Genomic DNA, 24,148 nt, shown 5'->3' with positions numbered 1-24,148 from the left:
GTTAAAAATACACCCTGACGCGGGGTGGAGCAGCCCGGTAGCTCGTCAGGCTCATAACCTGAAGGCCGCAGGTTCAAATCCTGCCCCCGCAACCACTCTTTCCGATCCGCTGAGTTTTGAGATATAGACTCGACGGATTCGCGAAACAAGAGAAAAAGTTCGGGCGCATACCCTCATCAAGAGGAGGCGGCGCAACCGAGTTTCATTTTCCCAGACTTTTCAAGAATTTAGGCAATAAAAAACCCGCTGTTGGCGCAGCGGGTTCTTGGAAAGGCTTAAGCTTGGCCCCTCATCAAAACTGAGGTCGAGTTTAGGCGACGGGATCGCTTTGTCAAGAATAAATGCGATGCTTGAACTCTGGCCGATACCACGCATGACTTTTTCATATTCCCAAGCGCAAACCGGCGCGGTTGCAGAGCAATCTGTACCGGTCGGAACGTCTGCCGTTGCCCGCTGGCAATGGGTGCAGACACAGATCCTTCATCATCCTCATTTGTCGACTGCCGAAATCTGTGTTGCCGTCGTTCTGGCATCGCACGTCAATGACCGCACTCAGGCATGCTTTCCCAAGATTGAAACGATTGCCAGTGAGGCAAAACTGTCTGATCGTAAGGTGCGTCAGGCGCTTAAGCGTTTGGCCGAGCTTGGATTGGTGGCCAAGCTAAGCCGAGCTGTTGGCAGACTTCGTAATCGCAATGCTTATCAGTTGATCGGCCTTGGCTCTAAACCGGCATCTGGTTCCATCATACCGGCACCTGATGCCGCTGTTAAACCGGCACGTGATGCCGGTTCCAATAAGAAGAACACGGATAAAGAAGAAAACACGGATGAGAAGGAACAGGCAAATACTGTTTCTGGAACCGGAGCAACCGTCCTTCCTGCCGTCGATGATCAATGTTTGATTTTAGCTAGAGAGTGGCAGCGATTGTGTTCGGAGCCCTGGACATTGGCGAATGCGTGTTTACGGGTGAATGAAGCGATTGACCGCGTTGGCATTGATGCCGTTAGGCTGGAGCTCGATGGATTACGACGAAGGAAAAAGCGTCTTTCGCGGTTGATGTTACTCGACACTCTAGACGTACTAAAACCAATCATGTCAGAGGAAACTTGTGACTATCAACCTTGTGAAGTGCAAGAAAAGGGTACACCTGAAATATGGTTGGAGATATGCGAGACGCTCTCAAGACGTGAAATGCCCGAATGCCGAAACCCTAGAGCTTGGTTGTCGAAGATCAAAGCATCGCTAAATGGAAATACTTTGCGCCTGTCAGCAAAGAGCCAGTGTGTTGTTGACGTTGTTAGAAATCAGATGTTAGCGGAAATTGCTATTTTGGCTAATCGCCAAAAGTTAGTGGTAGAGAGTATTCACAAATGTGATTAGAGCCAGAGCACGATTAATTGAAATGAGGACAGGACATAGAAAGCTTCCAGTTTCAGCCGACATAGAATGCAAAACGCGGGGATATTGATCAACCACGGCATTTAACAGGGCTGGAAAATTTGTCGGCGATAAATGATTGCCAACAAATTGATCCATCCCTGCAAATTGTTCAGCGCGTTGAGTTAGCGGCCTGCTCTACGAAGTCGTAATGCATTAGCAATAACAGATACCGAAGACAAGCTCATGGCTGCAGCGGCAAACATGGGCGAGATAAGAATGCCAAAGAACGGATAAAGTAGCCCTGCGGCAACCGGCACACCTGCTGCATTGTATATCATCGCAAAGAAGAGGTTTTGTCGGATATTGCGCATGGTTGTTTCCGAGAGCTCGCGGGCGCGAACAATCCCGCTCAGGTCACCTTTGACAAGAGTGAAGCCTGCACTCTCGATTGCAACATCCGCCCCCGTACCCATCGCAATTCCGACGTCGGCCTGTGCAAGTGCGGGGGCATCGTTAACACCGTCACCCGCCATCGCGACTTGATGACCTTTATCTTTTAGCTCTTTGATCAAATTGGCCTTATCTTCCGGTGAGACATCGGCCCGGATATCGGTAATCGAGAGTTTACTGCCAACAGCTTTTGCTGTTCGTTGGTTGTCGCCCGTCGCCATGACAATTTTGAAGCCCTGCTTTTTCAATGCGGCCAGGGCATCCGATGTTGTTTGCTTTATCGGATCGGCAACGGAAATGAGCCCAGCAATCTTTCCATCAATAACAACATGCATTACCGTCTCCCCCATATCTCGCCGATCATTTGCTATTTTATCAACAGCAGAATGATCGATATTGAGAGTCTGAAGGAGTTTGCTATTACCTAGGGCAACCGACTTGCCACCCACCTTTCCGGTGACGCCCTGACCGGTTACAGCTTCAAATTCCTCTGCCTTATCAAGGGACAATCCGCGCTCCTGAGCAGCACTGACAATGGCGTCAGCCAATGGATGTTCGGATCCCTTTTCCAGCGCCGCAGCGACAGAAAGAACTTCCTCCTCCTGAAAATCCGGTTGGGCGATTACACCTGCAAGTTTTGGTTTACCCTCTGTCAAAGTCCCGGTTTTATCGACAATGAGCACATCGATCTTCGCAAATCGCTCCAAGGCCTCTGCATTTTTAATGAGCACACCAATTTGTGCACCACGGCCGGTCGCTGTCATGATTGACATCGGCGTTGCCAAACCAAGGGCGCAGGGACACGCAATGATCAGAACAGCAACCGCTGCGACAAGCCCGTATGACAATGACGGATCGGGCCCCCAGATGGCCCAAGCGACGAAGGCGATCAAAGCAACCAGGATAACAGCAGGCACAAACTTGCCTGCAACCGTGTCTGCAACCTTTTGGATTGGCGCTTTGCTTCGCTGAGCATGGGAGACCATATCAACGATTTGGCTCAAGACAGTATCTTTGCCAACCCGTTTGGCCAGGATGATCAGGCTGCCATTTCCGTTGATTGTTGCTCCGGTGACATCGTCATCTGGATTTTTTTCAATTGGAACGGGTTCACCCGAAATCATGGATTCATCAACTGACGACCGTCCTTCAACGACAACGCCATCGACAGGTATCTTGTCACCTGGGCGAACCCTCAAACGCATTCCGACGGTTACATCCTCAAGAGGAACTTCTCGTTCAGAACCATCATCTTCAATAATGCGGGCTGTTTTCGCAGCAAGACCCAATAACGCTTTGATTGCCGAGCCGGTTCGTTCCCGAGCCCCCAATTCCATTAGTTGGCCAAGAAGCACAAGGACAACGATGACAGCTGCAGCTTCGAAATACACACCGACATGTCCCTGTGCGTCTCTGAAGCCATCAGGAAAAATACCCGGAGAAATCACTGCGACGACGCTAAATATATAAGCTGCGCTAACGCCCATCCCGATCAAGGTGAACATGTTGAGAGAACGGTTCACCACAGAATGCCATCCACGAACCATGAATGGGAAGCCGGACCACAGGACAACAGGCGTTCCGAGAACCAACTCCACCCAAAGAGTAACGCGTTCTCCAATCATTTCCCGGATGAAACCCAAACCAACAAACGGCCCCATCGTTAGGACAATCAGCGGCACCGTAAGAGCTGCGCCTAACCAGAATCTCTTTTTGAAATCCCGAATCTCGGGGTTTGGTGCGTCATTTTCTGTTGGCATATCCATCGGTTCCAGTGCCATTCCGCAGATCGGACAGGAACCAGGTTCGGATCGTATGATCTCTGGATGCATCGGGCAGGTGTAGCGACCCGAAGTCGATGACGAAGCGCTGTTTGCAGCAGATGTCTCTTCCTCTGAGGACAATACGCTCTCAGGAGAGCTATCGAACTTGCCCTTACATTTCTGCGAACAGAAATAATATGTCTCACTGCCGTACCGAGAGCGTGGTGTATCGGCATCCACCGTGACCGACATACCGCAAACAGGATCCGTCGACTGTCCTGATTGATCAGACATTTTGTGATTATCCTGGTGCTTCTTATGATGATGATCAGACATGGTCTGCTTCCTGCTGTTATGCTGCAATGTCACTGCGGATAATCAATGTTCTGAGTGATCGTGACTGTGCGCCTTGGCCGATTGGTTTATCCAGTTTGACAGGAACCAACGTTCAAAAATGAACACAGCAACGATCATCAAAGTTGCAATGAGAACAATGGATGGGTCGCTTTGCAATTTCATGCCGGCGAAAACGAGCAGCACGATGATGTCAAAGACAATTGCTGTAATCATTACAAAGCCGCGTGCTCCTATTTCTTGTCGTAGGTACTTAAAGCATCCCCAGTGGATGAGCACATCCATGACCAGATAGAAAAACACGCCAAGTGAAGCGATCCGGCTTAAATCAAAAAAGATTGTCAACAGCGCTGCCACGACAACCGTGTAAACAAGTGTGTGGTCTTTGATTGAACCCGACATTCCAAAATGACTATGCGGGATCATCTCCATATCGGTCAGCATCGCGAGCATTCTTGACACCGCAAACACGCTTGCTAGCAAACCGGACGCCGTCGCAACGACTGCGAGCAGCACAGTCAGATAAAATCCGATGGGCCCCAATGCTGGCTGTGCAGCTTGGGCGAGGGCATAGTCTTTGGCTTTTATCAGTTCGTCCAAGTCAAGGCTTGAACCAACAGCAAGCGCCACGAGAATATATACGACAACGCAAATCAGGATTGAGAACGTAATCGCACGACCCACATTCTTATGAGGGCTCACGATTTCAGCACCACTGTTTGTGATCGTTGTGAACCCTTTGAAGGCCAGAATTGAAAGAGCAATTGATGCGACAAAACCGGCCAATGGAAAGCTCGCGCCGTCGGGTGATGACGGCTCGAACGAGTATCCACCAGCCCACAGCGCTGCAATTGCAAACAATGCAATGCCGCCGATCTTCAACGCGGCCATGACCATTGAAAACAGGCCAACCGATTTGTTGCCAGCTCTGTTAACAGCATATGCAAAAATTATCAGGCAAACACCCAATACCGGTATAAGAACTTCAAGCTCTGTCAGGTCAAACGCCCGCAAAACATAGGTTCCAAATGTTCTTGCGACCAAACTCTCGTTGATGACCATCGAAAAGGCCATCAGCAATGCTGCGCCGCCTGCTATGGCTCCCGGCCCGTATGCTTTTTGGAGGATCATTCCGATCCCGCCTGCAGACGGGAAAGCATTGGACATCTTGATGTAGGTATAAGCACTAAAAGCAGTGACAAGTGCGCCAAACAGGAACGACAACGGGAACCACTTTCCTGCAAGTTCGGCAATTTGTCCGGTCAAAGCAAAAATTCCTGCTCCGATCATAACACCGGTGCCCATGGATATGGCGCCAAGGAGCGAGATACTGTTTTTCTTGTATTCTGCCTGATGATCCATTCCTGCCTCACATTTGGTGTTTTTGGTACGCGATGCCGTTTGCTTCTTGCAGCTCGCGTATATAACGAATGATCCGTGCTACCTGTTCCGAACTGACCTGAGGCTGGGCTGGCATATCGCCAAAGGGCCAGTGATGTTGTTTTGCCCCGTTTTGAACAGCTAGATAGAATGCGCGATCTGAATGATGTCCCGGATTGTAGATTCTGTGCATCAGCGGCGGGCCTTGCTCTGTGCCTGTTGCATTGCCTCCGTGACAAGCAACACAGTTCATATCGAAAAGCTGGTTTCCTACCATGGCTTCCTTGCTGAAACTGGGGAGCGCAATTCCGCTATCGGTCAGTTCAAGATCTTTGATGTCATCTTTCCCGGGCAGAAACGAATTCAGGGTCATGGCGATGATCCCTACTGCGAAAAAACCGATAACCAAATACTTTGGCCAATTGATTTGTTTTTTCATTTTCTTCGGGCCTTTGTTTTATGCGTATGTATCAAATATTCGAAGACACGTGAGACCAAGGGAACTAGTCAACCCTGGTCCTGTTGCTGCCGCCTATTGATTTCGCTGAACTAGCTTGGCGATACGTGAGTTTGTCGGCTAATTGCGCTGCCATCGACATAGGTATCTGGCGACACTTCAAATTTCGAACGACAGGTGTCTGAACAGAAGTAGAATACTTCACCGCCATAAATGGCTGTTTTGGCGATGCGCGGATCGACAGTTTTATGACAAACCGGGTCAACGGCGGACTGAGGGTGCTCCCATCGGATTGCCTCAGCCTGACCGTCCGCTTGTTTCTTATTGTGGGTGTGCTTTTTGTGCCCAAACATGTGAGCACCGCAACCAAAGCGCATCATCAATATGATGAAGGCTCCCCAAAGCAACCAACTGAGAATATTTTCCATTTCTCTTCGCCATCCCATAAATACCTTTAGGTATGACTGTTCCGTCTGAAAGCAGCATGGTGCAGAACACCAAGGCTCGATCTGTACGCATGCCATCGGCAGGTGCAGAACCCAGAACAGTTATTCGCTATTTGTTCGGGAGGATCAGGATATGGGAGGCTGGAAAATCCATGACCGAGATACCGGCTGAAGGGACACTTCTTCTATCCCGTTCTGTACATGGGAAAACTCGGAAACCGGTAGGATAATCTCGGTAAGGACCGCTGATGTGGAGTGACAAGAAACCTGAGGGCAGCACGAAGCCAGGTCATGCTGGTGTTCAACGTCAAAACCATTGAGTTCTGCAGAATGCGCAGGAAAAGATCCAGTCGACGCGACTGCAATATGGGGAGCAAGCATTATAGCGCTAATCCCGACGAGCAGGATCAGTACGGCGCGTATTAGTGCTTGCTGTGCATTCATTGATCAAACTTCCTTTGGGCAGTAACGTAACACTTATGCCCTTAAATATCGAGTTACGTTGACCTACCTCAATTAAGGGGACGTTTTTTTTAACCGACTTCAGACAGAACCGTTACATCTGCAAGCCGGTTGTCCGTACTGTTGATTTCCTTTGAGATGTAAGGTTTGATTTCGGAGTATCTGACGTGAGCATCGGCTTGCGCCTGATAGTAGCGAAAGAGCTCTTTTAGCGGAGCGCCCATGTCTTTGTATGCAGTTAATACTGCGATTAGAGCCCCGAGCGTGAGATCGCCTTTTATCACCAGATACCCTCCAATTGTGTAAAAGAAGAAGGGCGTCATCTGTGATATGAAATTGTTTAAAGACTTCATGGCGAACTTGTTCTTGTGGATAGAGAGACGAAGGTCGTGAAGTCGCTTGTATGACCCGTAAATATCCCGGGCACCTGGCTGGTTATCGTTTGAGATGTTCCCTATCTTCTCGCCGAGAACTCTGACTTCCTTCAGCCGCGTTCGAGACAAAGCATTAATTTTCTTCTGGAATCTGGGGATGACAAAAATCTGAAGCGGCAACAGTGCGGTTGCGGCGATGCCCAAAACCAAATCTTGCACGAGCATGAAAGTCAGAATCGTCAGGAATGTACCGCCTTGTAACAAAGGCAGCACAATCGACTCTGCAGCATATCCAGCTACGGGCTCTACCTCCTGCACAATAACCGGAATCAATTCCCCTCCTTTGGGGGATGGCTTTCGAAAGCTGAATTTTGAAATATCAAGCCGTAGGCGGCGTGACATGTGTTCTGCCAGCGCACCGGATTGCAAATTAACCTGATATTTCAGCCAGCCATGCACGCCAATCGCCAATAAAAAAAGCAGACAGAGAGTAAGTAAAGCCATCGTTTGAGAGAACTCCATTCCTAAATAGGTAACTGGAAAATGTCCTGACTCAATGGCGTTGTTGATGATCAACTTCGGAAGCTCGAGGCTCATGTAAAGAGCCGGCAAAGAGGCCGTCGCCAGTAGCCCCAGTTTTATCTGCCGCTTCCATGAAGCTCTGAATATGTACTGCAGGAGCGCTGTTCCGCTCTTTGCCGAGGGCTTTTGAGCCTGTTGCGCAAGAACAGATCTGCGGCGTCTTAAAGCCCTGTATCCCGTCGCGCTGAGAATAATAATTAGCGCAACCGGCACCCCAAACACCACCAAATGGAATACAAGATGAACCCACCAGTGTGCATCGCTTGATATGTAGTGCGTCAAGCGATGCCCCATATCGTGGACGATTTCCATCATTGTAGTTAGGTTCCTTGAGAAGGTTCGGCAAAACAGACAGGGAGGAAAGTCCTCCCTGTCGTGTGATGCTTAGAAAAGAAGGCGGAGACCGGTTACGAGGTAAGTTGCCTCGTAATCTTCGCCGTCATCTTTTGCAAAGTCTGCGGTTTTGCCGAGTTTCCGCTCATAGGCAACCCCGATATACGGTGCAACGGCACGGTCGATGAGGTCATAGCTAAGCCGCAGTCCGATCTCTGCGCTTGAAAACCCGCGTCCGACCTCAATCTCGCGATCGTCAGAGAACGCAGCATTCAGCTCAAGCGAAGGTGTGAGGATTAAACGATTGGTCAGCAAGCCTTCATACTCAACATCAAGCCGCGCACTGCCGTCTCCGGTCTCGCTGACAAACAGATCAGCGTCGACTTCAAACCATTGAGGAGCAAGCCCCATGATTCCAACGGTTCCATACCAACGATCTGTTGTGCTTGGCGTATCCAGACGAATACCGGCTTTGGCATCGAAAAAGTCGCTGATTGGTGTTTGCAGGACCAGTCTGTTCTCGAAGTTTTCGTAAAGGTCGTTTTTGAGATCACGCTCGCCTTCGCCTTGCCAACGTAACTTCAGTTCATCGGTGCCAACAAATGCATCACCATCCCAAACGAAAAGATTTTCCCCTTCGTCACCAGAGCGGTATTCAAACTGCTCCATTTGAATGCCATAAAAGATGTGATTGTCTGCTTTGGCAGTGAACGAGAAGGACAGGATCGTGGAAAGAACACCACCACCAATCGCGGCCAAAGTTAGTGTTTTCATTGTTATTGAACTCCATTCTCAAGTGCCGCGACGGCTGGACCGCCCTCTACAACCACTTTTCGGAACATGCCAGAAGCCATGTGATAGCTAAGGTGACAGTGGAAAGCCCATTGCCCAGGTTCATCAACTTCGGTTTCCGAATAAACGGTCATGCCAGGGTTGATATTGATGGTGTGTTTAACCGGATCCCATTTACCGTTGCCAGTATCGAGGATTGACCACATCCCGTGCAAATGCATCGGGTGTGACATCATGGTCTCATTGACGAACTTGAAGCGCACCCGTTCGCCATAGTTCAAGCGGATAGGTTCTGCATCTTCATATTTGACGCCATTGATTGACCACGTATAGCGTTCCATGTTTCCGGTAAGGCGCAGTTCAATTTCACGCGTTGCAGGCCGTTCAGGGTACAAAGGCTTCTGTGCCTTCAGGTCGGCATAGGAGAGGAACTTTCCGCCATTGGCTGCTTTTGGTGTCAAACCACTTCCAGCGGCATAGAAGGGATCATCTTTGGACATTCCCATCTGAGAATGATCCATTCCGGCCATATTCGAATGGTCCATTCCAGCCATACCGTTCTCGTTACCACTGCCCATCGAAGAATGATCCATTCCGGCCATGCTACCGTGATCCATTCCCATGTCCGCCATTGTCAGCAACGGAGCGTCCATGCGTCTGGCTGGCATTTCAGCTTTCAACCCTTCTTGCGGCGACAACGATCCGAATGCATAACCCGAGCGTCCCATTGATTCGGCCATGATTGCATACGGCTTTTCAGCTGTCGGCTGAACAATCACGTCGTATGTTTCTGCAACCGAAATGCGGAATTCATCAACCTTGACCGGTTGAACATTGTTGCCGTCGGCCTGGACAACAGTCATTTCAAGTCCCGGAATGCGGACGTCGAAGTAAGTCATGGCCGATGCATTGATGAAGCGCAGGCGCACACGTTCGTTTGGCTCAAATAGTCCGGTCCAGTTTTGTTCCGGTGATTTACCATTGATGAGGCCGACGAAGCCCTGAACGTCTTCAATATCTGTTGGCATCATGCGCATGCTGCCCCAGTCTCCACGTTCAGAGAGAGTTTCTCCCAAACCGTTTTCCGAAACGTCGGAGATGAAGTCTCCGAGCGTGCGTTGGTTACGGTTGTAGTAGTCCGGCATCATCTTTAGGTTGCGCAGAATACGCGCCCCGGAATGAGGGTGCTTGTCTTTCAGAACAACGACATATTCACGGTCGAACTTGAATGGCTCGCGTTTTTCGGGTTCGATAACAATTGAGCCGTAAGCGCCATCTGGTTCCTGGAAGCCAGAGTGGCTGTGAAACCAATAGGTCCCGCTCTGTTTGACAGGAAAGCGATAGGTAAAAGTCTCGCCCGGTTCGATCCCGGTGAAGCTGATGCCCGGCACACCGTCCATCTGGTAGGGAAGGATCAACCCATGCCAATGGATAGATGTAGTCTCGTCCAGGTTGTTCGTCACGTTGATGACGGCATCTTCGCCTTCTTTGAAGCGCAAGGTCGGACCGGGCGAGGACCCGTTATAGCCAATTGCTTTGGTTTTCATATCACCTGTGTCGATGGTAACGTAATCGACAGACAGATTATAGGTTGCCGCATACCCTGCTGTTGACACAGCAATAGTGCTTAGCGCCCCCAAAAGGGCACGCCCAAGAAGTTTTCTCATTCTCATGATCTCCGATGGTTGAGGTGCGCCAGAGGCAACAGGGAGGGATTCCCTCTGGCGCGAGACCCTGCGCAGTGGTTACTGCAGGCGAACTTTACCGACCATGCCGCTCTCGTAGTGGCCTGGTACATTGCACGCAAATTCAAGTTCTGCGTCTTTCGGGAAGGTCCAGATCACCTCGGCAGAATCACCCGGCTCCAGAAGCACGCTGTTCGGATCGTTGTGCTTCATGGTTTCGCCGTTCCCCATGTCCATTTCCATCATGGCCATGTTGATTTTGTCTGCTTCAAGGGCCCCATGTTCCATCATCATCATCATTTCTTTTTGATGGTCCGCGTGCATGGCTGCGGTGCCAATGTTGAACTCGTGAACGAATTCACCCTTGTTTTCGACTAGAAAACGAACGGTTTCGCCGCCGCGAACAACAATCTTTTCCTTGTCATAGAAATTGTCTTCCATCGTGATCCGAATTGTCCGGCGAACATCAGAGATATCGCCAGGCGCTCCGATTTCGACGCCATCATTATGACCGCCACTATGACCTGCACCAGCAAATGCAGAAGTCTGGATACCGGCAAGGCTACCCATAGCAAGGGCGGAAGCAACAGCAAGGCGAAGGACAGAAGTAGTGTATTTGGGCATGAAAATGCTCCCGAGATAATTCAGTATAAAGGATCTCGTTACGCAAACCTTACACAGAGTCAGTGATCGGACTCATAGCGACAGATTACGTCACGAATGCAGTTTAGATAAGGAACTGAATATCTTAGGTGCGGGGAGGTTTGACGCTAACATCAAGCTCTGCAGGCGAGAGCGTTCTGTCTTTTGCCCAGTACTTTACAGACAACAAAACAGGTGCAGCGTTCCAGTTACCAGACATTTGCTGCACATAGGGACCACAAACAGCCATGCCACAAACATCGTTGTGCGATGGATCCTGTGTGTGAGAACTACTGTCAGCCATGACGGAGACAACACTGTGATGGCCACTGTTAATATCAGCGGCTTTGGCATGCACGGCCTCAGCGCCAGACAGCATTACTGTCAACGCGATGATAACCGAAAGTATGCACGAGATGATCCGCAAAAGGAGAATCCTATCACAATGTTGCAGCGCAATGGTTATCTTGATGTATCAATGCGGTCAAGTGGCAATATTGTGGCAAACTTGTCGGAACTTTGATGCTTAAGCAGTTGTGAGCATTTCTCTCGATTTAAACTAGGCGCTGTTTTGCTCTTGTGTGCCAGAGATGTTGGCTAGTTAATTCCAAGGAACAATAGATCGATAATTCAAGGGAATACAACTCAGTTTTGGCTTTGATGAATAGTGATAAGAGCGTCGAAATCAAAATCGGCAAAGCAGGCTCGTTGAACGGGAACCTCATGCCTCGACTGGAACGTTTTTAGGATAATCCGATTAATAGTTTGCCTTAGGGGGCCGACTGCTTTTGGATCTCGTGACCAGTTCAATAGGCATGAAATCAACTTTTGGTGTCTCTGGATAATACCGGCGAGTTTGCGTGGTAGGGCGCTGTCTGAAAGCTCACGTTTATGAGTTGCGATATCAAGTTTCGTACGTTGTATCTGTTCTGCTTTATCGTCAAAAAACGCGCGTATTTCAGCTGAACGTGCGTCCGGGCCCAAGGCATCAATAACCTTGCTGATGCTGGCGCGAAGATCTTCGAGATGCTGAGACAGGCGTTCAATCTCGCGTGCGTGATGAGCGCGAACTTGTTGGATTTCATCGCTCTTGAAATGCTCAATGATCTTTGCCTCGTCGAGTTCAGCGACGGCATCCAATACTAGCTTGATGATCTCGTCATAGTGAAGGTTCCTGTTCGCGCAGCCTTTAACAGGGCAAGAATAATGCTTTGCATAGGTTGCTGTGATTTTCTCATTGTGCTCCCCGCAATAGAGTTTGCCGCCAAACAGAGCATTGGCACGCTTCTTCGTTACAGCCTGTTTGCGACGCCATTCCTTCGAGCGGCGAATGGATGTCTCGCGTTTCTCCTCTTCTGTCATCACAGTGGGTATCATTTTGCGCTGAAGGTGTTTGCTGGATCGTTCATCAAGAGCCTTCTGGACCTTTGCGAAAGTCTCATCGTCAATGATGGTCAATTCGGGGATTGGGACTGTGATCCATTCCTTTTCCGGACGCATGATTGATAGGCGTTTGCCGTTCTCCGGATGCTTGCGGTACTGCATTTTGTTGAAGGTGACGACGCCGTTATAGAGCGTCTGACGAAGCATTCCGGTTTGTCGGACAAACGAGCCTACAAGGCTCGAAGGTGCCCATTTACCACCCTTGGGGGAATCAATGCCGCGCCGGTTCAAATCGTCGCAGATATGTTTCAGCTTTCTGCCCTCGGCGTAATATTCAAATATCTCTCGAATGATTGCAGCTTGCTCGTCGTTGATCTTACGCTTGCCTCGGATGGGTTCGCCAAATTCATCAAGGGCATGCACAAGGTCGTAGCCGTAGAGTTGACCTCCCGGCACACCACCACGCAGAACAGCTGCGATCACGCCACGATGGGTCTTGTCAGACAGATCCTTGAGATAGAGCGCATTCATGGTGCTTTTCAGACCAATATGCAGCTCGTTGATTACTCCATCTGTGACGGTCTCAACAGGAAGGCCCAAGAACATCATCTTTTTGAAGAAATTGGCAGTGTCGGCCTGATCTCGACTGATGCGACTCAGGTCCTCCGCAACGACACCCTCAAACCGTCCGTTTAGTGCTGCGACCAGAAGGGAACCTATGCCAGGGCGGTTGGCAATGTGAGAACCTGAAATGCCCTCATCAAAAAACACGTCGGCAACCTGATAGCCTTTGACGCTGCAATATTCTCGGCAGCGGCGGATCTGATCCTGAGTACTGGTTTCCTGTTTGTCCGTTGAGTGGCGGGCGTAGATTGCTACATGCACTGATTGTATCCTCGAAGGTTGGATCAGATTGATTACCTTTCGGGATTGCTGATGCGCAAGGGTAAAACAGCGATTTCTCTTAAGGATAGGTACTTAAGAAAATGCTGTAAATACAATGCACTGCATGTGATTGCATGAGAGTGCATAAGATTGCACGAAAATGCAAAAGATTGCATGATAGTACACGAGATGGCACAACTTTCACCTGTCGTGACGGGGGCAGGATAGGTTTGGTGGGCCCACCAAACAGCCCAAACGGCTTCCTGCTTATTCACATGGCGCTGCCATGCTCAACGAGCCTTAATTAAATTCTCTTTGATGTATTGAAACCGTTGGGCTGTGGATGTGGGTTTGGAATGCACCTATGAAGATAAGCGGGTGAAATACAACGTCGTTACCGATTACGCTAAGCTGATGGATATTGTGGGTGTAGCAGCCCAATGAACATTGGAGAAGCAAGCTTCTTTGGAAGCTTTTCACCCGGTTATCTGAAGAGGGATTTAGGAGAATTATGTCTTCGCTCTGACGCCCAACGTCCTAAGGGAATGAACTTTTGGGTATACGGATTAAATGGTTGATCTTACCTTTGCATGAGAGTGAGGCAAACCGACATCTCATCGGATTATCTGGTTGGTACTCCAACCTACTGCTGATGCATGCTTCCCTCGCTAATTCCAGCAAGAACCCCACACGCCTTAACTTCCCGGTCATCGTTGCAACGCGCTCTTAGTGAAACGAGTTGTTTCTCAAGCGCCTGTAGAGCGGTTATCTGCGAGCGCACATGAGAGATGTGATCATCGAGCAAAGCATTGACGGCGGTACAGGACTGATGAGGGTCGTCCTGATAGCGCTGTAGTTCGTGAATTTCTGCCAGTGACAGATCCAGGATGCGGCAGCGACGAATAAAGGCCAGCCGCTCAACGTGTTTCTCGGTATAGACACGGTAACCGTTCTCCTGCCGATCAGGCGGCGGCAACAAGCCCTGCCGTTCGTAGAAGCGGATCGTCTGTGTATCTACCCCTACTGACTGTGCCAACTGACCAATACGCATCGGGTTCCTCCGCAACGGATTCTCTACGCTATTGACCTTATAGCTACTATATAGTTTTAAATGAAAGCCCGATCACATTCAAGTGGAGTCATATCATGAGTAAAAACTGCGGAGGCCCCTGTGGCGACGATGCAAGGCCTGCGGCGGATACCGATATGCAGGCCTCCTCCGATGCGTCGGGGGAATGGGTCAGTGTTTATGCCGTGCCGAAGATGGACTGTCCATCAGAAGAGCGCATGATTCGCCTGGCCCTGAACGGCGTTGAGGGGATTCGGGCACTGTCCTTCGACTTGTCGAACCGCCGGGTGAAGGTCGTGCATGACGGTGAGGTCGAGCCCGTCACCTCGAAACTGAAGACCTTGGAGCTAGGCGCCTCGCTTCAGGAAAGCGTCGCTGCCGATCCGGAGACCATCAAGGCGGCCGAGTTCTCGGCAGCCTCTGCCACGCAAGAATCCGGGACTCTGCGCTGGTTGCTCGGCATCAATGCACTCCTTTTCGTAGTGGAAATGACAGCCGGCCTGATCGCCCAGTCCACCGGCCTGATTGGAGAGTCCCTGGACAATTTCGCCGATGCGGCCGTGTACGGGCTCGCCCTTTATGCGGTTGGACATAGCGTGAGAATGCAGTTACGTGCCGCGCATGTTGCTGGTGTACTGCAACTGATCTTGGCTGTGGGCGTACTCATAGAGGTGGTGAGACGCTTTGTATTCGGTAGTGAGCCTGAATCGCTGGTGATGATGGCTATCGCATTCGTCGCATTGATTGCCAATACCAGTTGTCTGCTGCTCATATCCAAACATCGGGAGGGCGGAGCGCACATGAAGGCAAGCTGGATATTCTCGGCCAACGACGTGGTGATCAACCTGGGGGTCATCACCGCCGGCGCCCTGGTCGCGTGGACCGGTTCCAATTATCCGGATCTAATTATCGGCACCATCGCGGGGCTCGTCGTGCTTAACGGTGCCAGGCGCATTCTGGCGCTCAAGGGTTAAATAATGCTCATTATTGGCAAAAAGCTCTCGCCGTACGCCCTGTTGTCCATATCGGGCCTGCTGGCAACGTCTGATCAGGCTGTAAAGTGGCTGGTGCAGCAATCAATGGCCTATGGCGAGTCTGTTTCGGTGACCCCGTTCTTTAACTGGGTGCACCTATGGAACACCGGTGCCGCATTCAGTCTTTTTGCGAATGGTGGAGGCTGGCAGCGCTACTTTTTTATCGGGATCGCGGTGGCGGTCTCGATTTTTCTGATCAAGCTGATCCTTGAAAATCGTCATAAAGGAGAAGCCATCGCTTACAGTCTTATCCTCGGTGGCGCCATGGGCAACCTGATTGACCGGGTCTTTCGTGGCTATGTTGTGGATTCCTTTGATTTCTATTGGCGAGACTGGCATTGGCCGGCCTTCAACCTGGCTGATATTGCAATTGTCCTCGGTGCCTTACTTTTCGTTTCCGGCAGCTTTTTGGGTAAAAAAACAAACACCAATGCCGAGTCGGATGGATCTGACTGACACCTTCGCCTATACAACACCATGACCGAACTTCCCGACAACATTCTTCACCTGCCGCAATACCAAGTACTGGGCTGCAAATCAACCGACGACGAAATGCACTTCCAGGTGGACGCGCCCGATCCCGTCGCTTGCGAGGAATGCGGCGTGCAGGGTGAGTTCGTGCGGTTCGGCAAGCGTGATGTTCCCTATCGTGATCTGCCCATCCACGGCAAGCGGGTCACCCTCTGGGTGGTCCGCCGCCGGTACACCTGCCGGGCCTGCAAGACAACCTTCAGGCCCCAGCTACCGGAGATGGTGGACGGCTTCCGTATGACGCTGCGGCTGCATGAATACGTGGAGAAGGAATCCTTCAACCACGCCTACACCTTCGTGGCGGCACAGACAGGTCTGGACGAGAAGACGGTACGCGACATCTTCAACGCCCGCGCCGAGTTCTTGGGGCGCTGGCACCGCTTCGAGACGCCCCGCATTTTGGGCATCGACGAGCTGTACCTGAACAAGTGCTACCGCTGCATCCTGACCAACATCGAGGAGCGAACCCTGCTCGACCTGCTGGCTACCCGCCGTCAGGACGTGGTGACCAACTACCTGATGAAGCTGAAAGACCGCCAGAAGGTCGAGATCGTCAGCATGGACATGTGGAACCCTTACCGGGCAGCGGTCAAGGCCGTGCTGCCACAGGCCCGCATCGTGGTCGATAAGTTCCATGTGGTACGCATGGCCAACGATGCCCTGGAGAAGGTGCGCAAGGGCCTCAGAAAGGAGCTGAAACCCTCCCAGAGCCGAACCCTCAAGGGCGACCGGAAGATCCTGCTGAAATGCGCTCACGAAGTTTCAGATCGGGAACGGCTGATCATGGAGACCTGGACAGGCGCATTCCCGCAACTGCTGGCCGCCTACGAGCACAAGGAACGCTTCTACGGCATCTGGGACGCCACCACACGGCCCCAGTCAGAAGCCGCCCTGGACGAGTGGATAGCCACCATTCCGAAAGGCCAGAAGGAAGTCTGGAGCGATCTGGTCAGGGCTGTGGGCAACTGGCGCGAAGAGATCATGACCTACTTCGAGACGGACATGCCCGTCACCAACGCTTACACGGAGTCGATCAACCGACTGGCCAAAGACAAGAACCGTGAAGGGCGTGGTTACTCCTTCGAGGTGATGCGGGCACGAATGCTCTACACCACGAAGCACAAAAAGAAGGCACCCACTGCGAAGGTCTCTCCGTTCTACAAGAAAACCATCGGTTACGGACTACCGGACTTCGCAGAGGAGCTCAACTACGGGGTCGATCTATCAACCATCTGAGGGTGGTACCGAGTAGGTGGGGCAAGAGCACCCCATCAACCATTTAATCCGTATACCCGAACTTTTTAAAGTGAGGATACAGGGAACAGTTTGCGAGCCAATTGGGAGCAGTAAACAGTGGCTTTTGAAAGGTGACTAAGATAGGATTCGTACAACGCTTATCAGCGCCTATTGGCGTCTTGATCGCAGAGTATTATAGCGAAGATGAATTGAAAGAGGGAGGCGGGCATGTCTACCAAGCAAATTCTCGCACTCCTGAACTCGCATATCGACGGAGATGAAGAGCAACTGCTGTCGATTGCCTTGCAGATCGCTGCACAGGAAGCTCGCCTTGGCCGATCCGATGATGCGGAGAAACTCAAGCGGGTTGTTCAGAAGGCGCGGGACCAACGTCGCGTAGGAAAGCCAGCCGGTGAACAATCGCCGATCCCATTGGCTCGGCCAAGAGGCGAACTACAGGGGCTTGTCGAGAGCGCTTATCCCAAAGTCACGTTATCGAGCATGGTGCTATCTGAAGATATCGCTACGCGGCTTCAACGGATTGTTCGCCAGCAGCAGGAAAGAGCAATGCTGCGTGAACACGGCCAGACTCCGGCAACTCATATGTTGCTCGTGGGACCGCCAGGCACTGGCAAGACGATGACGGCTTCGGCTCTCGCTGGTGAGTTACGCTTACCACTCTTCACGGTACGCCTCGAATCCCTGTTCAGTCGCTTCTTCGGTGAGACGGCTGGGAAAATGCGGCTTCTATTCGACCAGATCGCCCAGACGCGAGGGGTTTATTTGCTTGACGAGTTCGATGCAATCGGTGCGCGCCGAGGTGATCCTAACGATGTAGGCGAAATTCGTCGTGTGCTGAATTCGGTCCTAGCCTTTATGGAAGAGCCGAATTCAACCGACAGCCTAGTTCTGGCGGCAACAAATCATGTGGAGATTTTGGACGAAGCGCTGGCGCGTCGTTTCGATGAGGTGATCGAATACACACTACCAGATGTTGTCTCCGCAAGAGCTATCGTAGAGCGCAGGCTCGGTAAGTTCAAGGTTGCTGGGAAAGCATGGCCCACGCTTGCTTCAGCACTCGATGGTTTGAGCCAGGGCGAATTGGTTCGAGCAGCGGATGCGGTCGTCAAGGATGCAATTTTGGAGGGGGCGTCTAAGGTTTCGCCCGAGGCACTCAAGGGCGCGTTGGATAATCGGCAGACATTAAGAGGTAAGTTTCGTCGTCAATCCGGTCGCTAATCAGGCTCCGCCAAAAGATAGGTTGGAACACGAACTGAATAAGTAGGAACTTATGGCGGAGCCAGAAAATTTCGATGCGAGAGACCGTCCGCACATATCTATCGACGCTTTCCGTGAAACCGCAGCTTACACATTCCCATCTCGTAATCAGGAACGCAAACCGCTTCGCGGAGACTATGCCGCGCATGCTGCAGGTCTTCTCGATCAACTCGCCGTTGCTCTCGGGAATGTACCGCTACCCGTTGATGATCCTCGACTTATCGTTGAGGGGTTGAAGCGGGGCACTATCGTTGAGATCGCGACATTACCACCAGCCGAAGGTGCTCGCACCAAGGCGGTCAAAGTCCCGGCTACCTTGGAGTTTCCTACGCAAGATGTGGTGGTGCTTCGTTCTGAACGGAATGAGGACCGCACAGAAAGTGCGTTGCTTTTCGTGCCAGATGACGCACGTACCTTTTTACAAGGTCGAATTACTGACTATGGTCTTGATCCGGGTAATCGCAGGCGGCCCGATGTTGAGCGTTTCGAGGTCTTGGAAAACGTCCGTGCTATCGATTCTGTATCAATTTTTACCGGCAACGTGGATTTGGCTGCACCAGATGTCATTTGGTGGGAGTTATGGGTTCGCCAACCAATTGCCTTGGCTGATCGGTTGGCGACTGCCGCGCGGAATACAAATATTGATGTTCATGAAGATAGGCTGATTTTCCCCGATACAACAGTTCTGTATATTCATGGTGCGGCCGCCACAGTTGCTAATTTCGCGATGCGAGTACCGGGTGCAATTTCTGAAATACGCCGTGCAACGGGGACTATCGAATCTTTTCTAAATCACGGAGACTTACGATTAGGGCAGCATGATTGGGTTGAAGAACTGGCCCAACGAGTTGTTGCTCCCGAGGAAGATGCTCCTGTCGTTTGCACACTCGACACGGGTGTTGCTGCAGGCCACCCACTGATCGGACCCGGTCTACGCGGTGCGTGGGCATACGACAATGATTGGGGTAGCGATGACCATGGAGCCGATGGTGGCCACGGTACACCATTAGCTGGCCTCGTCCTCTACGGTGATCTCGAATTGGTGATGAATAATATCGGTCCTGTTATGTTAACGCATGGCACGGAATCAATGAAGTTATTGCCACCTCAAGGCTTTCCAGCGACCAAACCACCTAGCTATGGTGTCGTCACCCAAGGTGCGATCAGCAAGGTTGAGATTGAGCGACCTGACGCACTTCGTAGCTATTGCATAGCAACCTCCACACCAGAGTTTCCGGCAAGTCGTCCGTCAACTTGGAGTGGAGCACTTGATCAAATCGCCGCCGGGGCCATGCCCGGTGAAGATGATGAAAAAGTTCTAGCTTTTGAGCGGACTAAGCGGCTTATGGTTGTTGCCACCGGCAACGTATCTGGAGGAATGGCTGTCGACGTCTTACCCTCTCAGCCATTGGAGGACCCGTCACAAAGTTGGAATGCCTTGACTATCGGTGGTTTTACCAGAAAGGAAGAGCCGCCAGCGCCGCCGCCAACATTCTACCCCGCAGTACCAGCGAACCATCGCAGCCCGTTCAGCCGTGGTTCACAACAGCTTCCTGATGACTTAACGCCAATTAAGCCGGAGGTACTGTTCGAAGCAGGAAACATGATGTCAGATGAAACAGGATTTTGCGGTTGGAGCCCATCGGTGTCACTTCTGTCGACGGGATCTGACGTAGTAGCTGACCCCTTGGTTCCGTTTTGGGCGACTAGTGCAGCAGTAGGTATGGCCGGTCATTTCGTTGGGCAACTGCAGGCCGCGTTACCCGATCTTTGGCCAGAGACACATCGTGCACTTACCGTTGATTCTGCTCATTGGCCTGAACCAATCCGTAAAAAATTCATTGGCCGAGGGGCCCATTGGAAAACCGGCTCGAAGGCCGAAAAGCAGCAATACCTCCGCGAATTCGGGTATGGCGTGCCAAATATCGAGCGTGCGATCCTATCGGCACGCAATGACGCTACACTTGTGGCTCAGGCCGAAATTCAACCTTTTACTTACGGGGCTGATGGGCGAACTGGCGTCTTTAACGAGGTGCATTTTTACAATTTGCCTTGGCCTAAAACAGCTCTTGAGCAGCTCGAAAATGAAGTCGTCACCATGAAAGTTACGCTCTCATATTTCATTGAGCCAAACCTGACGGGCAAGGCTGCGACCAGACCGGACACCTATCGTTCCTTTGGTCTTCGTTTCGACATGAAGAAGCGTACTGAAACCAATGCTCGGTTTCGCAGTCGAATTTCCGCTAGCCAAGCAAAAGACGGTACAGAGACTGATGGAGAGACGAGCCGTTGGCTGCTAGGATCAAAGGCGATTCAAGCTGGTTCTCTGCATTGTGATCTCTGGCGAGGCAGAGCGATTGAACTGGCTGGCCATGACGCTATCGCTATTTACCCGGTTGGTGGTTGGTGGAAATCGCATGCAGGTCAGAAGCGTGTTAGCGACAAAGCACGCTATGCACTTGTTATTTCAATTTCGGCGCCAGGTCAAAGTGCGGATCTCTATTCCGAGATCACAACGCTGGTGGATGCCAAACAAATTGAGGTGCAGGTGGGTTGATTGAGTTTGTCTAACCCATTTCAGGCACCTGTTAGGTGCAATATTAGATTGGAAGTCTATCGTTTGATCGTTTCACTTGTCATTGAAGCTAGAGTGCTAGGATTTGGAGGTTTTTTGCCACTTTCAGGCTAGAGAATGAAAGTCATTTTACGTTGAGTTCTGCCGTTTGCGATACCTCCCATCGTGATCTCATTTGGAGCTAGAGTTCCGCATGTTGATACTTTAGGCCTGAATACATGCAAATGGAGAGTATGGATGTTTGAGACCAATAGGTGTGTGTGCTTTACGACGGCCTTTCCATTTTAGGACGGCGATTTTTCTTCAGGGATGTGCGCGGGCTCAAGAGACTAAGCATCTCCCGATGCGCCATGATTAACACCATCGCCAGCGGATCCTGATGGGCTTCCATGAGCAAAAACATCTTCCAGTTTCGCAAGGCATTTGCCGCTAGGCTGGGCTGCCGGGGCATGACTTTCCGGGTGCTGAGATAACGGCGCCAGAGGGCAGGGGTGTTGCGATGTCGAACGAGGGGGCGAGGCTTGTAGCGACGTTTCGACTTGCCCTGCGTTTTTGCTCGTCGTGCCTCAAACACCCCGAACCGTTCCTCAAGGCTTTTTTTGCTGCATGATCGATCCAACTGGCTGGCCTTCATCGCCTGCTCGTCAGGGCTCATCAAAACCATGCCATTGCCGCGCAGTTTGATGGATATGTCGTACTCGGCCAGAATCTTATGCGCTTCTCGCCAGTTCTTGGCCTTCCCCAAGCCTTCCAGTATCTCATCACGATGTTTCAACACATGCCGCTGGAATGATTCCTGCCAGGTATGTGCCTCGTAGTTCCGTGCTGCAGGTGACAGCTTGTTTGGATTGCGCTCCTTTCCATCGGTCATGCCGGGATCAATGGCGAGGTCGTATTTCTTCTCCATCTCGCGCGAGACCTTGGCGAGGATCTTAAAGTCCCGGTGCGGTGTGATCACATTGAGCGTTTCCGGATGCACCTTGTTAAAGGCAATATGCATGTGGAAATTATCGGTGTTGATATGCGTTCCCGCCACACGCTGATGATCGCCGTAGCCAAGTGCCTTGGCATATTCCGCCTCGATGGCCATCAGATCTTCTTTGGTCAGTTTGTCCTGCTCGCCAGAGCGGAAAGAAACGACAAGGTGATATGTTTTGTCGGCAATATCGGGCTTTTGTCGCCGAACTGCTTCGATCTCCAGAAGGGCCAGATCGAGATCCTCGATATTTGTGCCGGCATCGCAATTTCGGATCCAGAACTGATGCAGTTTTTCGCCTTTTTCCTCGGCTGCGGCGATGTATTGGCCAAGACGGGTGTAGTTGTCTGGCACACCAGATTTCTTGCCGATCCGGGTTGCAATCATGATTTTCCCTGCGGGTTCTTGCCGGGCTGAAGCTGCATCCGGATATCGCCAATGGCGGCTTTGAGCTCGGTCTGTGTCGCCTCGATATCGCGGTTCAGGCTGTCGAACTTCTTGAGCAGATCTGCCGAAAGCGGCTCATCAAGCGCGAGCTTGAACAGATTGCCCAGGCGGGCCTGATCGGCATTGACCTTGAGCAGATCCCGAATGCCCTGCCATGCAGCAAAGTCGCTGGCACTGGGCAGTTTGGTATTCATCAGCAAGCGTTTGAGCAGTTCCGAGCGTGACAGCCGCAGCTGGTGGGCAAGCTGATCAATGCGCGCTTTCTCTTCGTCGTTGAGATAGGTTTTGATGACGTGACGTTCGGTGGCCATTTCTTGTTCCGCTATTGCCCGGAAGATCCTGTGGGAGAACCGCCAGGCATCATTTCGGCTCGGATACTCTCGGGAAGGGTGGCATCAAACCCGCCAACCAGATTGACGAGACTGCGTGTAAAATCGGCACCGAACTTGCGATCATAGACCTCTTTGGCCTTTGCGATGAGATGCGGCTCCCGCTTGTCGGGATTGCTGTAATTGATCAGGTTTGCAAAATACCTTGGATCAAACGTTATGGTTTTGGCGAAGACCACGTTGCGATCCCCATCGCAGACTTCAAACTCGACCATCTCGATCAGGCTGTCGTCTTCGGTCTTGCGACGGTAATCGACAAAGCACCAGGTCACTTCATAAAACTGATCGCCTTTTGTAATACGACCATTTTCATCAAAACGGGCATGGGGAATGCCTTCGATGATCGCCTGACGCAGTTCGTCCTGTCCCTTGCTGATCTTTTGCCCGAAGATCGAGAGCCCCTTGGAGCGATAGGCAAACATCCAGGGGATGTTGCGCAGTGTTGCATCATGGAAGCGGTAGCCTTCAGCTTCGATCCAGTTTTCCAGCATGGCGAGTGCAATTTGGGGCGAGATCCAGATGCCGGTCTCTTTGCGGATGATGTAGATCACCCGGTCAAACTGGGTCAGAACGATGCCAAGGATCTTGAGAGAAATGCCTTCCATGCCGCGCTTGCGACTGCTGCCTTTGCTCTGGTTCTTGCGCACATAGGGACACCATTCAAAATTATCGGCATTGAAATAATCAAATCCGGTGACCGGTTTGCCTGTGTGGCGACCATAGGGGCGGTCGGTATGAGGAAGCTCCTCATAGAGCCCTACCAGGCGGATCGGATTGTCACACGCGGGGCACACGGCATATTCGCGCTGTTTGTCGTCGGTGACCTGGTACCAGGGCTCAAGTTTTCTGGTGTCGCGTTCAAAGGCAGTGCGCTCGATCTCTTTCTCGTCGACTGTCTGCGCCTGCAATTTATAGACGTGCATTATCGGATCTCCCGGCGACGGTCTCACGGAGGGAAGAACCGATATTATAATGGTTTATAACACTGTTCCACCACGCGGCACCCAGCTTGGGAACAGATGCCTTCTGCTCGGCAAGGTGGAGGCATTGCAGGAGGGTGGGGAGATCAAGCGAGAAGGTATTTTCGCCTGCCTGCAGGGCGAAGACCAATGCCGGGCCGCACATGTTGCAATCAAGATCCTGAGCCCCTTCAAGATTGGCGCGCTTTTCAAAAATGTCTGTCGCATCTTGTTCGGTCATGAGGCGTTCTCCTGGTAAAAGGCAAAGAGGAAAGAGGAAAAAGG

21 protein-coding genes and 1 tRNA gene are annotated in these 24,148 nt (G+C 51.4%); 8 read left to right on the top strand and 14 right to left on the bottom strand.

The window, feature by feature from the left end:
* Positions 1–18 precede the first annotated feature (18 nt).
* Together ABIE64_RS21645 and ABIE64_RS21640 are read left to right on the top strand one after the other, a co-directional pair.
* A tRNA-Met gene (locus ABIE64_RS21645) sits at positions 19–95 on the top strand.
* 251 nt (positions 96–346) lie between these two features.
* On the top strand, positions 347–1,381 hold the full coding sequence (locus ABIE64_RS21640; RefSeq protein ID WP_068518365.1) for a helix-turn-helix domain-containing protein: 1,035 nt from the start codon (positions 347–349) through the stop codon (positions 1,379–1,381).
* Positions 1,382–1,563: 182 nt separating this feature from the next.
* Here ABIE64_RS21640 and ABIE64_RS21635 read toward each other — a convergent pair whose 3' ends face one another.
* The 8 genes from ABIE64_RS21635 to ABIE64_RS21600 all read right to left on the bottom strand — a co-directional run bounded on the left by ABIE64_RS21635 (position 1,564) and on the right by ABIE64_RS21600 (position 11,083).
* A complete protein-coding gene (locus tag ABIE64_RS21635; protein ID WP_197460800.1) occupies positions 1,564–3,930 on the bottom strand; it encodes a heavy metal translocating P-type ATPase in 2,367 nt (788 codons plus the stop codon).
* A 42-nt stretch (positions 3,931–3,972) separates the two neighbouring features.
* Positions 3,973–5,310, bottom strand: coding sequence for an APC family permease (locus tag ABIE64_RS21630; protein ID WP_068518364.1), 1,338 nt, complete (start codon positions 5,308–5,310; stop codon positions 3,973–3,975).
* Between the two features lie 7 nt (positions 5,311–5,317).
* Positions 5,318–5,767, bottom strand: a complete 450-nt coding sequence (locus ABIE64_RS21625) for a c-type cytochrome (RefSeq protein WP_068518363.1) — start codon at positions 5,765–5,767, stop codon at positions 5,318–5,320.
* 110 nt (positions 5,768–5,877) lie between these two features.
* A complete protein-coding gene (locus ABIE64_RS21620) occupies positions 5,878–6,213 on the bottom strand; it encodes a YHS domain-containing protein (protein ID WP_064781637.1) in 336 nt (111 codons plus the stop codon).
* A gap of 551 nt (positions 6,214–6,764) precedes the next feature.
* Positions 6,765–7,964: an ABC transporter ATP-binding protein gene (locus tag ABIE64_RS21615; RefSeq protein WP_064781636.1), complete on the bottom strand. Its 1,200-nt coding sequence runs from the start codon at positions 7,962–7,964 to the stop codon at positions 6,765–6,767.
* Positions 7,965–8,033: 69 nt separating this feature from the next.
* Positions 8,034–8,756 carry a copper resistance protein B gene (locus ABIE64_RS21610; RefSeq protein WP_063093944.1) on the bottom strand — a complete coding sequence of 241 codons (723 nt, stop codon included), beginning with the start codon at positions 8,754–8,756 and terminating at the stop codon, positions 8,034–8,036.
* A 2-nt stretch (positions 8,757–8,758) separates the two neighbouring features.
* Positions 8,759–10,441 (bottom strand): copper resistance system multicopper oxidase, encoded by a 1,683-nt coding sequence (locus ABIE64_RS21605; RefSeq protein WP_503012855.1) that lies wholly within the window; start codon positions 10,439–10,441, stop codon positions 8,759–8,761.
* Between the two features lie 78 nt (positions 10,442–10,519).
* On the bottom strand, positions 10,520–11,083 hold the full coding sequence (locus tag ABIE64_RS21600) for a cupredoxin domain-containing protein (RefSeq protein ID WP_068518361.1): 564 nt from the start codon (positions 11,081–11,083) through the stop codon (positions 10,520–10,522).
* Positions 11,084–11,423: 340 nt separating this feature from the next.
* Between ABIE64_RS21600 and ABIE64_RS21595 the strand changes: the two genes are divergently transcribed.
* A complete protein-coding gene (locus ABIE64_RS21595; RefSeq protein WP_068518360.1) occupies positions 11,424–11,624 on the top strand; it encodes a hypothetical protein in 201 nt (66 codons plus the stop codon).
* 122 nt (positions 11,625–11,746) lie between these two features.
* Here ABIE64_RS21595 and ABIE64_RS21590 read toward each other — a convergent pair whose 3' ends face one another.
* Together ABIE64_RS21590 and cadR are read right to left on the bottom strand one after the other, a co-directional pair.
* Complete coding sequence (locus ABIE64_RS21590) at positions 11,747–13,369, bottom strand: recombinase family protein (protein ID WP_068518359.1); 1,623 nt, start codon at positions 13,367–13,369, stop codon at positions 11,747–11,749.
* A 643-nt stretch (positions 13,370–14,012) separates the two neighbouring features.
* Entirely contained in the window at positions 14,013–14,420 is a 408-nt protein-coding gene (gene cadR, locus ABIE64_RS21585; RefSeq protein WP_067605269.1) for a Cd(II)/Pb(II)-responsive transcriptional regulator, read from the bottom strand.
* 95 nt (positions 14,421–14,515) lie between these two features.
* Here cadR and ABIE64_RS21580 point away from each other — a divergent pair, with 95 nt between their 5' ends.
* From ABIE64_RS21580 to ABIE64_RS21560, 5 genes are all read left to right on the top strand, one after another.
* Entirely contained in the window at positions 14,516–15,412 is an 897-nt protein-coding gene (locus ABIE64_RS21580) for a cation efflux transmembrane domain-containing protein (RefSeq protein ID WP_068518358.1), read from the top strand.
* 3 nt (positions 15,413–15,415) lie between these two features.
* Complete coding sequence (gene lspA / locus ABIE64_RS21575; RefSeq protein ID WP_068518357.1) at positions 15,416–15,928, top strand: signal peptidase II; 513 nt, start codon at positions 15,416–15,418, stop codon at positions 15,926–15,928.
* A gap of 21 nt (positions 15,929–15,949) precedes the next feature.
* The gene (locus ABIE64_RS21570) at positions 15,950–17,239 is read left to right on the top strand and encodes an ISL3 family transposase (protein ID WP_068518356.1); all 1,290 of its coding nucleotides are present in this window, start codon (positions 15,950–15,952) and stop codon (positions 17,237–17,239) included.
* 228 nt (positions 17,240–17,467) lie between these two features.
* Positions 17,468–18,478 (top strand): AAA family ATPase, encoded by a 1,011-nt coding sequence (locus tag ABIE64_RS21565; RefSeq protein ID WP_068518355.1) that lies wholly within the window; start codon positions 17,468–17,470, stop codon positions 18,476–18,478.
* Positions 18,479–18,530: 52 nt separating this feature from the next.
* The gene (locus tag ABIE64_RS21560; RefSeq protein ID WP_068518354.1) at positions 18,531–21,074 is read left to right on the top strand and encodes a S8 family peptidase; all 2,544 of its coding nucleotides are present in this window, start codon (positions 18,531–18,533) and stop codon (positions 21,072–21,074) included.
* A gap of 283 nt (positions 21,075–21,357) precedes the next feature.
* On the opposite strand, the gene traI is transcribed toward ABIE64_RS21560, so the two are convergent.
* The 4 genes from traI to ABIE64_RS21540 are packed head-to-tail and all read right to left on the bottom strand — an operon-like array spanning position 21,358 to position 24,104.
* Positions 21,358–22,455, bottom strand: a complete 1,098-nt coding sequence (gene traI / locus ABIE64_RS21555) for a TraI/MobA(P) family conjugative relaxase (RefSeq protein ID WP_068518353.1) — start codon at positions 22,453–22,455, stop codon at positions 21,358–21,360.
* Positions 22,452–22,826, bottom strand: a complete 375-nt coding sequence (locus ABIE64_RS21550) for a plasmid mobilization protein (RefSeq protein WP_068518352.1) — start codon at positions 22,824–22,826, stop codon at positions 22,452–22,454. Before ABIE64_RS21550 ends, traI begins: the two co-directional genes overlap by 4 nt.
* Before the next feature lie 11 nt (positions 22,827–22,837).
* On the bottom strand, positions 22,838–23,827 hold the full coding sequence (locus ABIE64_RS21545) for a hypothetical protein (protein ID WP_210520843.1): 990 nt from the start codon (positions 23,825–23,827) through the stop codon (positions 22,838–22,840).
* Positions 23,814–24,104, bottom strand: a complete 291-nt coding sequence (locus ABIE64_RS21540) for a hypothetical protein (RefSeq protein WP_068518345.1) — start codon at positions 24,102–24,104, stop codon at positions 23,814–23,816. Before ABIE64_RS21540 ends, ABIE64_RS21545 begins: the two co-directional genes overlap by 14 nt.
* Between the last annotated feature and the right edge of the window lie 44 nt (positions 24,105–24,148).

Origin of the sequence: Thalassospira sp. MBR-102 (assembly GCF_040549275.1) — a bacterium.
Classification (GTDB): domain Bacteria; phylum Pseudomonadota; class Alphaproteobacteria; order Rhodospirillales; family Thalassospiraceae; genus Thalassospira; species Thalassospira xiamenensis.
This window is presented reverse-complemented; position numbering and strand designations above follow the sequence as displayed.

What these genes read in the sequence shown, in the direction of transcription:
- traI (WP_068518353.1), bottom strand. Translation starts at nt 22,455, where the DNA reads ATGATTGCAACCCGGATCGGCAAGAAATCTGGTGTGCCAGACAACTAC.
- ABIE64_RS21620 (WP_064781637.1), bottom strand. Translation starts at nt 6,213, where the DNA reads ATGGAAAATATTCTCAGTTGGTTGCTTTGGGGAGCCTTCATCATATTG.
- ABIE64_RS21640 (WP_068518365.1), top strand. Translation starts at nt 347, where the DNA reads ATGCTTGAACTCTGGCCGATACCACGCATGACTTTTTCATATTCCCAA.
- ABIE64_RS21630 (WP_068518364.1), bottom strand. Translation starts at nt 5,310, where the DNA reads ATGGATCATCAGGCAGAATACAAGAAAAACAGTATCTCGCTCCTTGGC.
- ABIE64_RS21610 (WP_063093944.1), bottom strand. Translation starts at nt 8,756, where the DNA reads ATGAAAACACTAACTTTGGCCGCGATTGGTGGTGGTGTTCTTTCCACG.
- ABIE64_RS21635 (WP_197460800.1), bottom strand. Translation starts at nt 3,930, where the DNA reads ATGTCTGATCATCATCATAAGAAGCACCAGGATAATCACAAAATGTCT.
- ABIE64_RS21545 (WP_210520843.1), bottom strand. Translation starts at nt 23,827, where the DNA reads ATGCACGTCTATAAATTGCAGGCGCAGACAGTCGACGAGAAAGAGATC.
- lspA (WP_068518357.1), top strand. Translation starts at nt 15,416, where the DNA reads ATGCTCATTATTGGCAAAAAGCTCTCGCCGTACGCCCTGTTGTCCATA.
- ABIE64_RS21560 (WP_068518354.1), top strand. Translation starts at nt 18,531, where the DNA reads ATGGCGGAGCCAGAAAATTTCGATGCGAGAGACCGTCCGCACATATCT.
- cadR (WP_067605269.1), bottom strand. Translation starts at nt 14,420, where the DNA reads ATGCGTATTGGTCAGTTGGCACAGTCAGTAGGGGTAGATACACAGACG.
- ABIE64_RS21580 (WP_068518358.1), top strand. Translation starts at nt 14,516, where the DNA reads ATGAGTAAAAACTGCGGAGGCCCCTGTGGCGACGATGCAAGGCCTGCG.
- ABIE64_RS21600 (WP_068518361.1), bottom strand. Translation starts at nt 11,083, where the DNA reads ATGCCCAAATACACTACTTCTGTCCTTCGCCTTGCTGTTGCTTCCGCC.
- ABIE64_RS21615 (WP_064781636.1), bottom strand. Translation starts at nt 7,964, where the DNA reads ATGATGGAAATCGTCCACGATATGGGGCATCGCTTGACGCACTACATA.
- ABIE64_RS21605 (WP_503012855.1), bottom strand. Translation starts at nt 10,441, where the DNA reads ATGAGAAAACTTCTTGGGCGTGCCCTTTTGGGGGCGCTAAGCACTATT.
- ABIE64_RS21540 (WP_068518345.1), bottom strand. Translation starts at nt 24,104, where the DNA reads ATGACCGAACAAGATGCGACAGACATTTTTGAAAAGCGCGCCAATCTT.
- ABIE64_RS21625 (WP_068518363.1), bottom strand. Translation starts at nt 5,767, where the DNA reads ATGAAAAAACAAATCAATTGGCCAAAGTATTTGGTTATCGGTTTTTTC.
- ABIE64_RS21595 (WP_068518360.1), top strand. Translation starts at nt 11,424, where the DNA reads ATGGCCACTGTTAATATCAGCGGCTTTGGCATGCACGGCCTCAGCGCC.
- ABIE64_RS21565 (WP_068518355.1), top strand. Translation starts at nt 17,468, where the DNA reads ATGTCTACCAAGCAAATTCTCGCACTCCTGAACTCGCATATCGACGGA.
- ABIE64_RS21550 (WP_068518352.1), bottom strand. Translation starts at nt 22,826, where the DNA reads ATGGCCACCGAACGTCACGTCATCAAAACCTATCTCAACGACGAAGAG.
- ABIE64_RS21570 (WP_068518356.1), top strand. Translation starts at nt 15,950, where the DNA reads ATGACCGAACTTCCCGACAACATTCTTCACCTGCCGCAATACCAAGTA.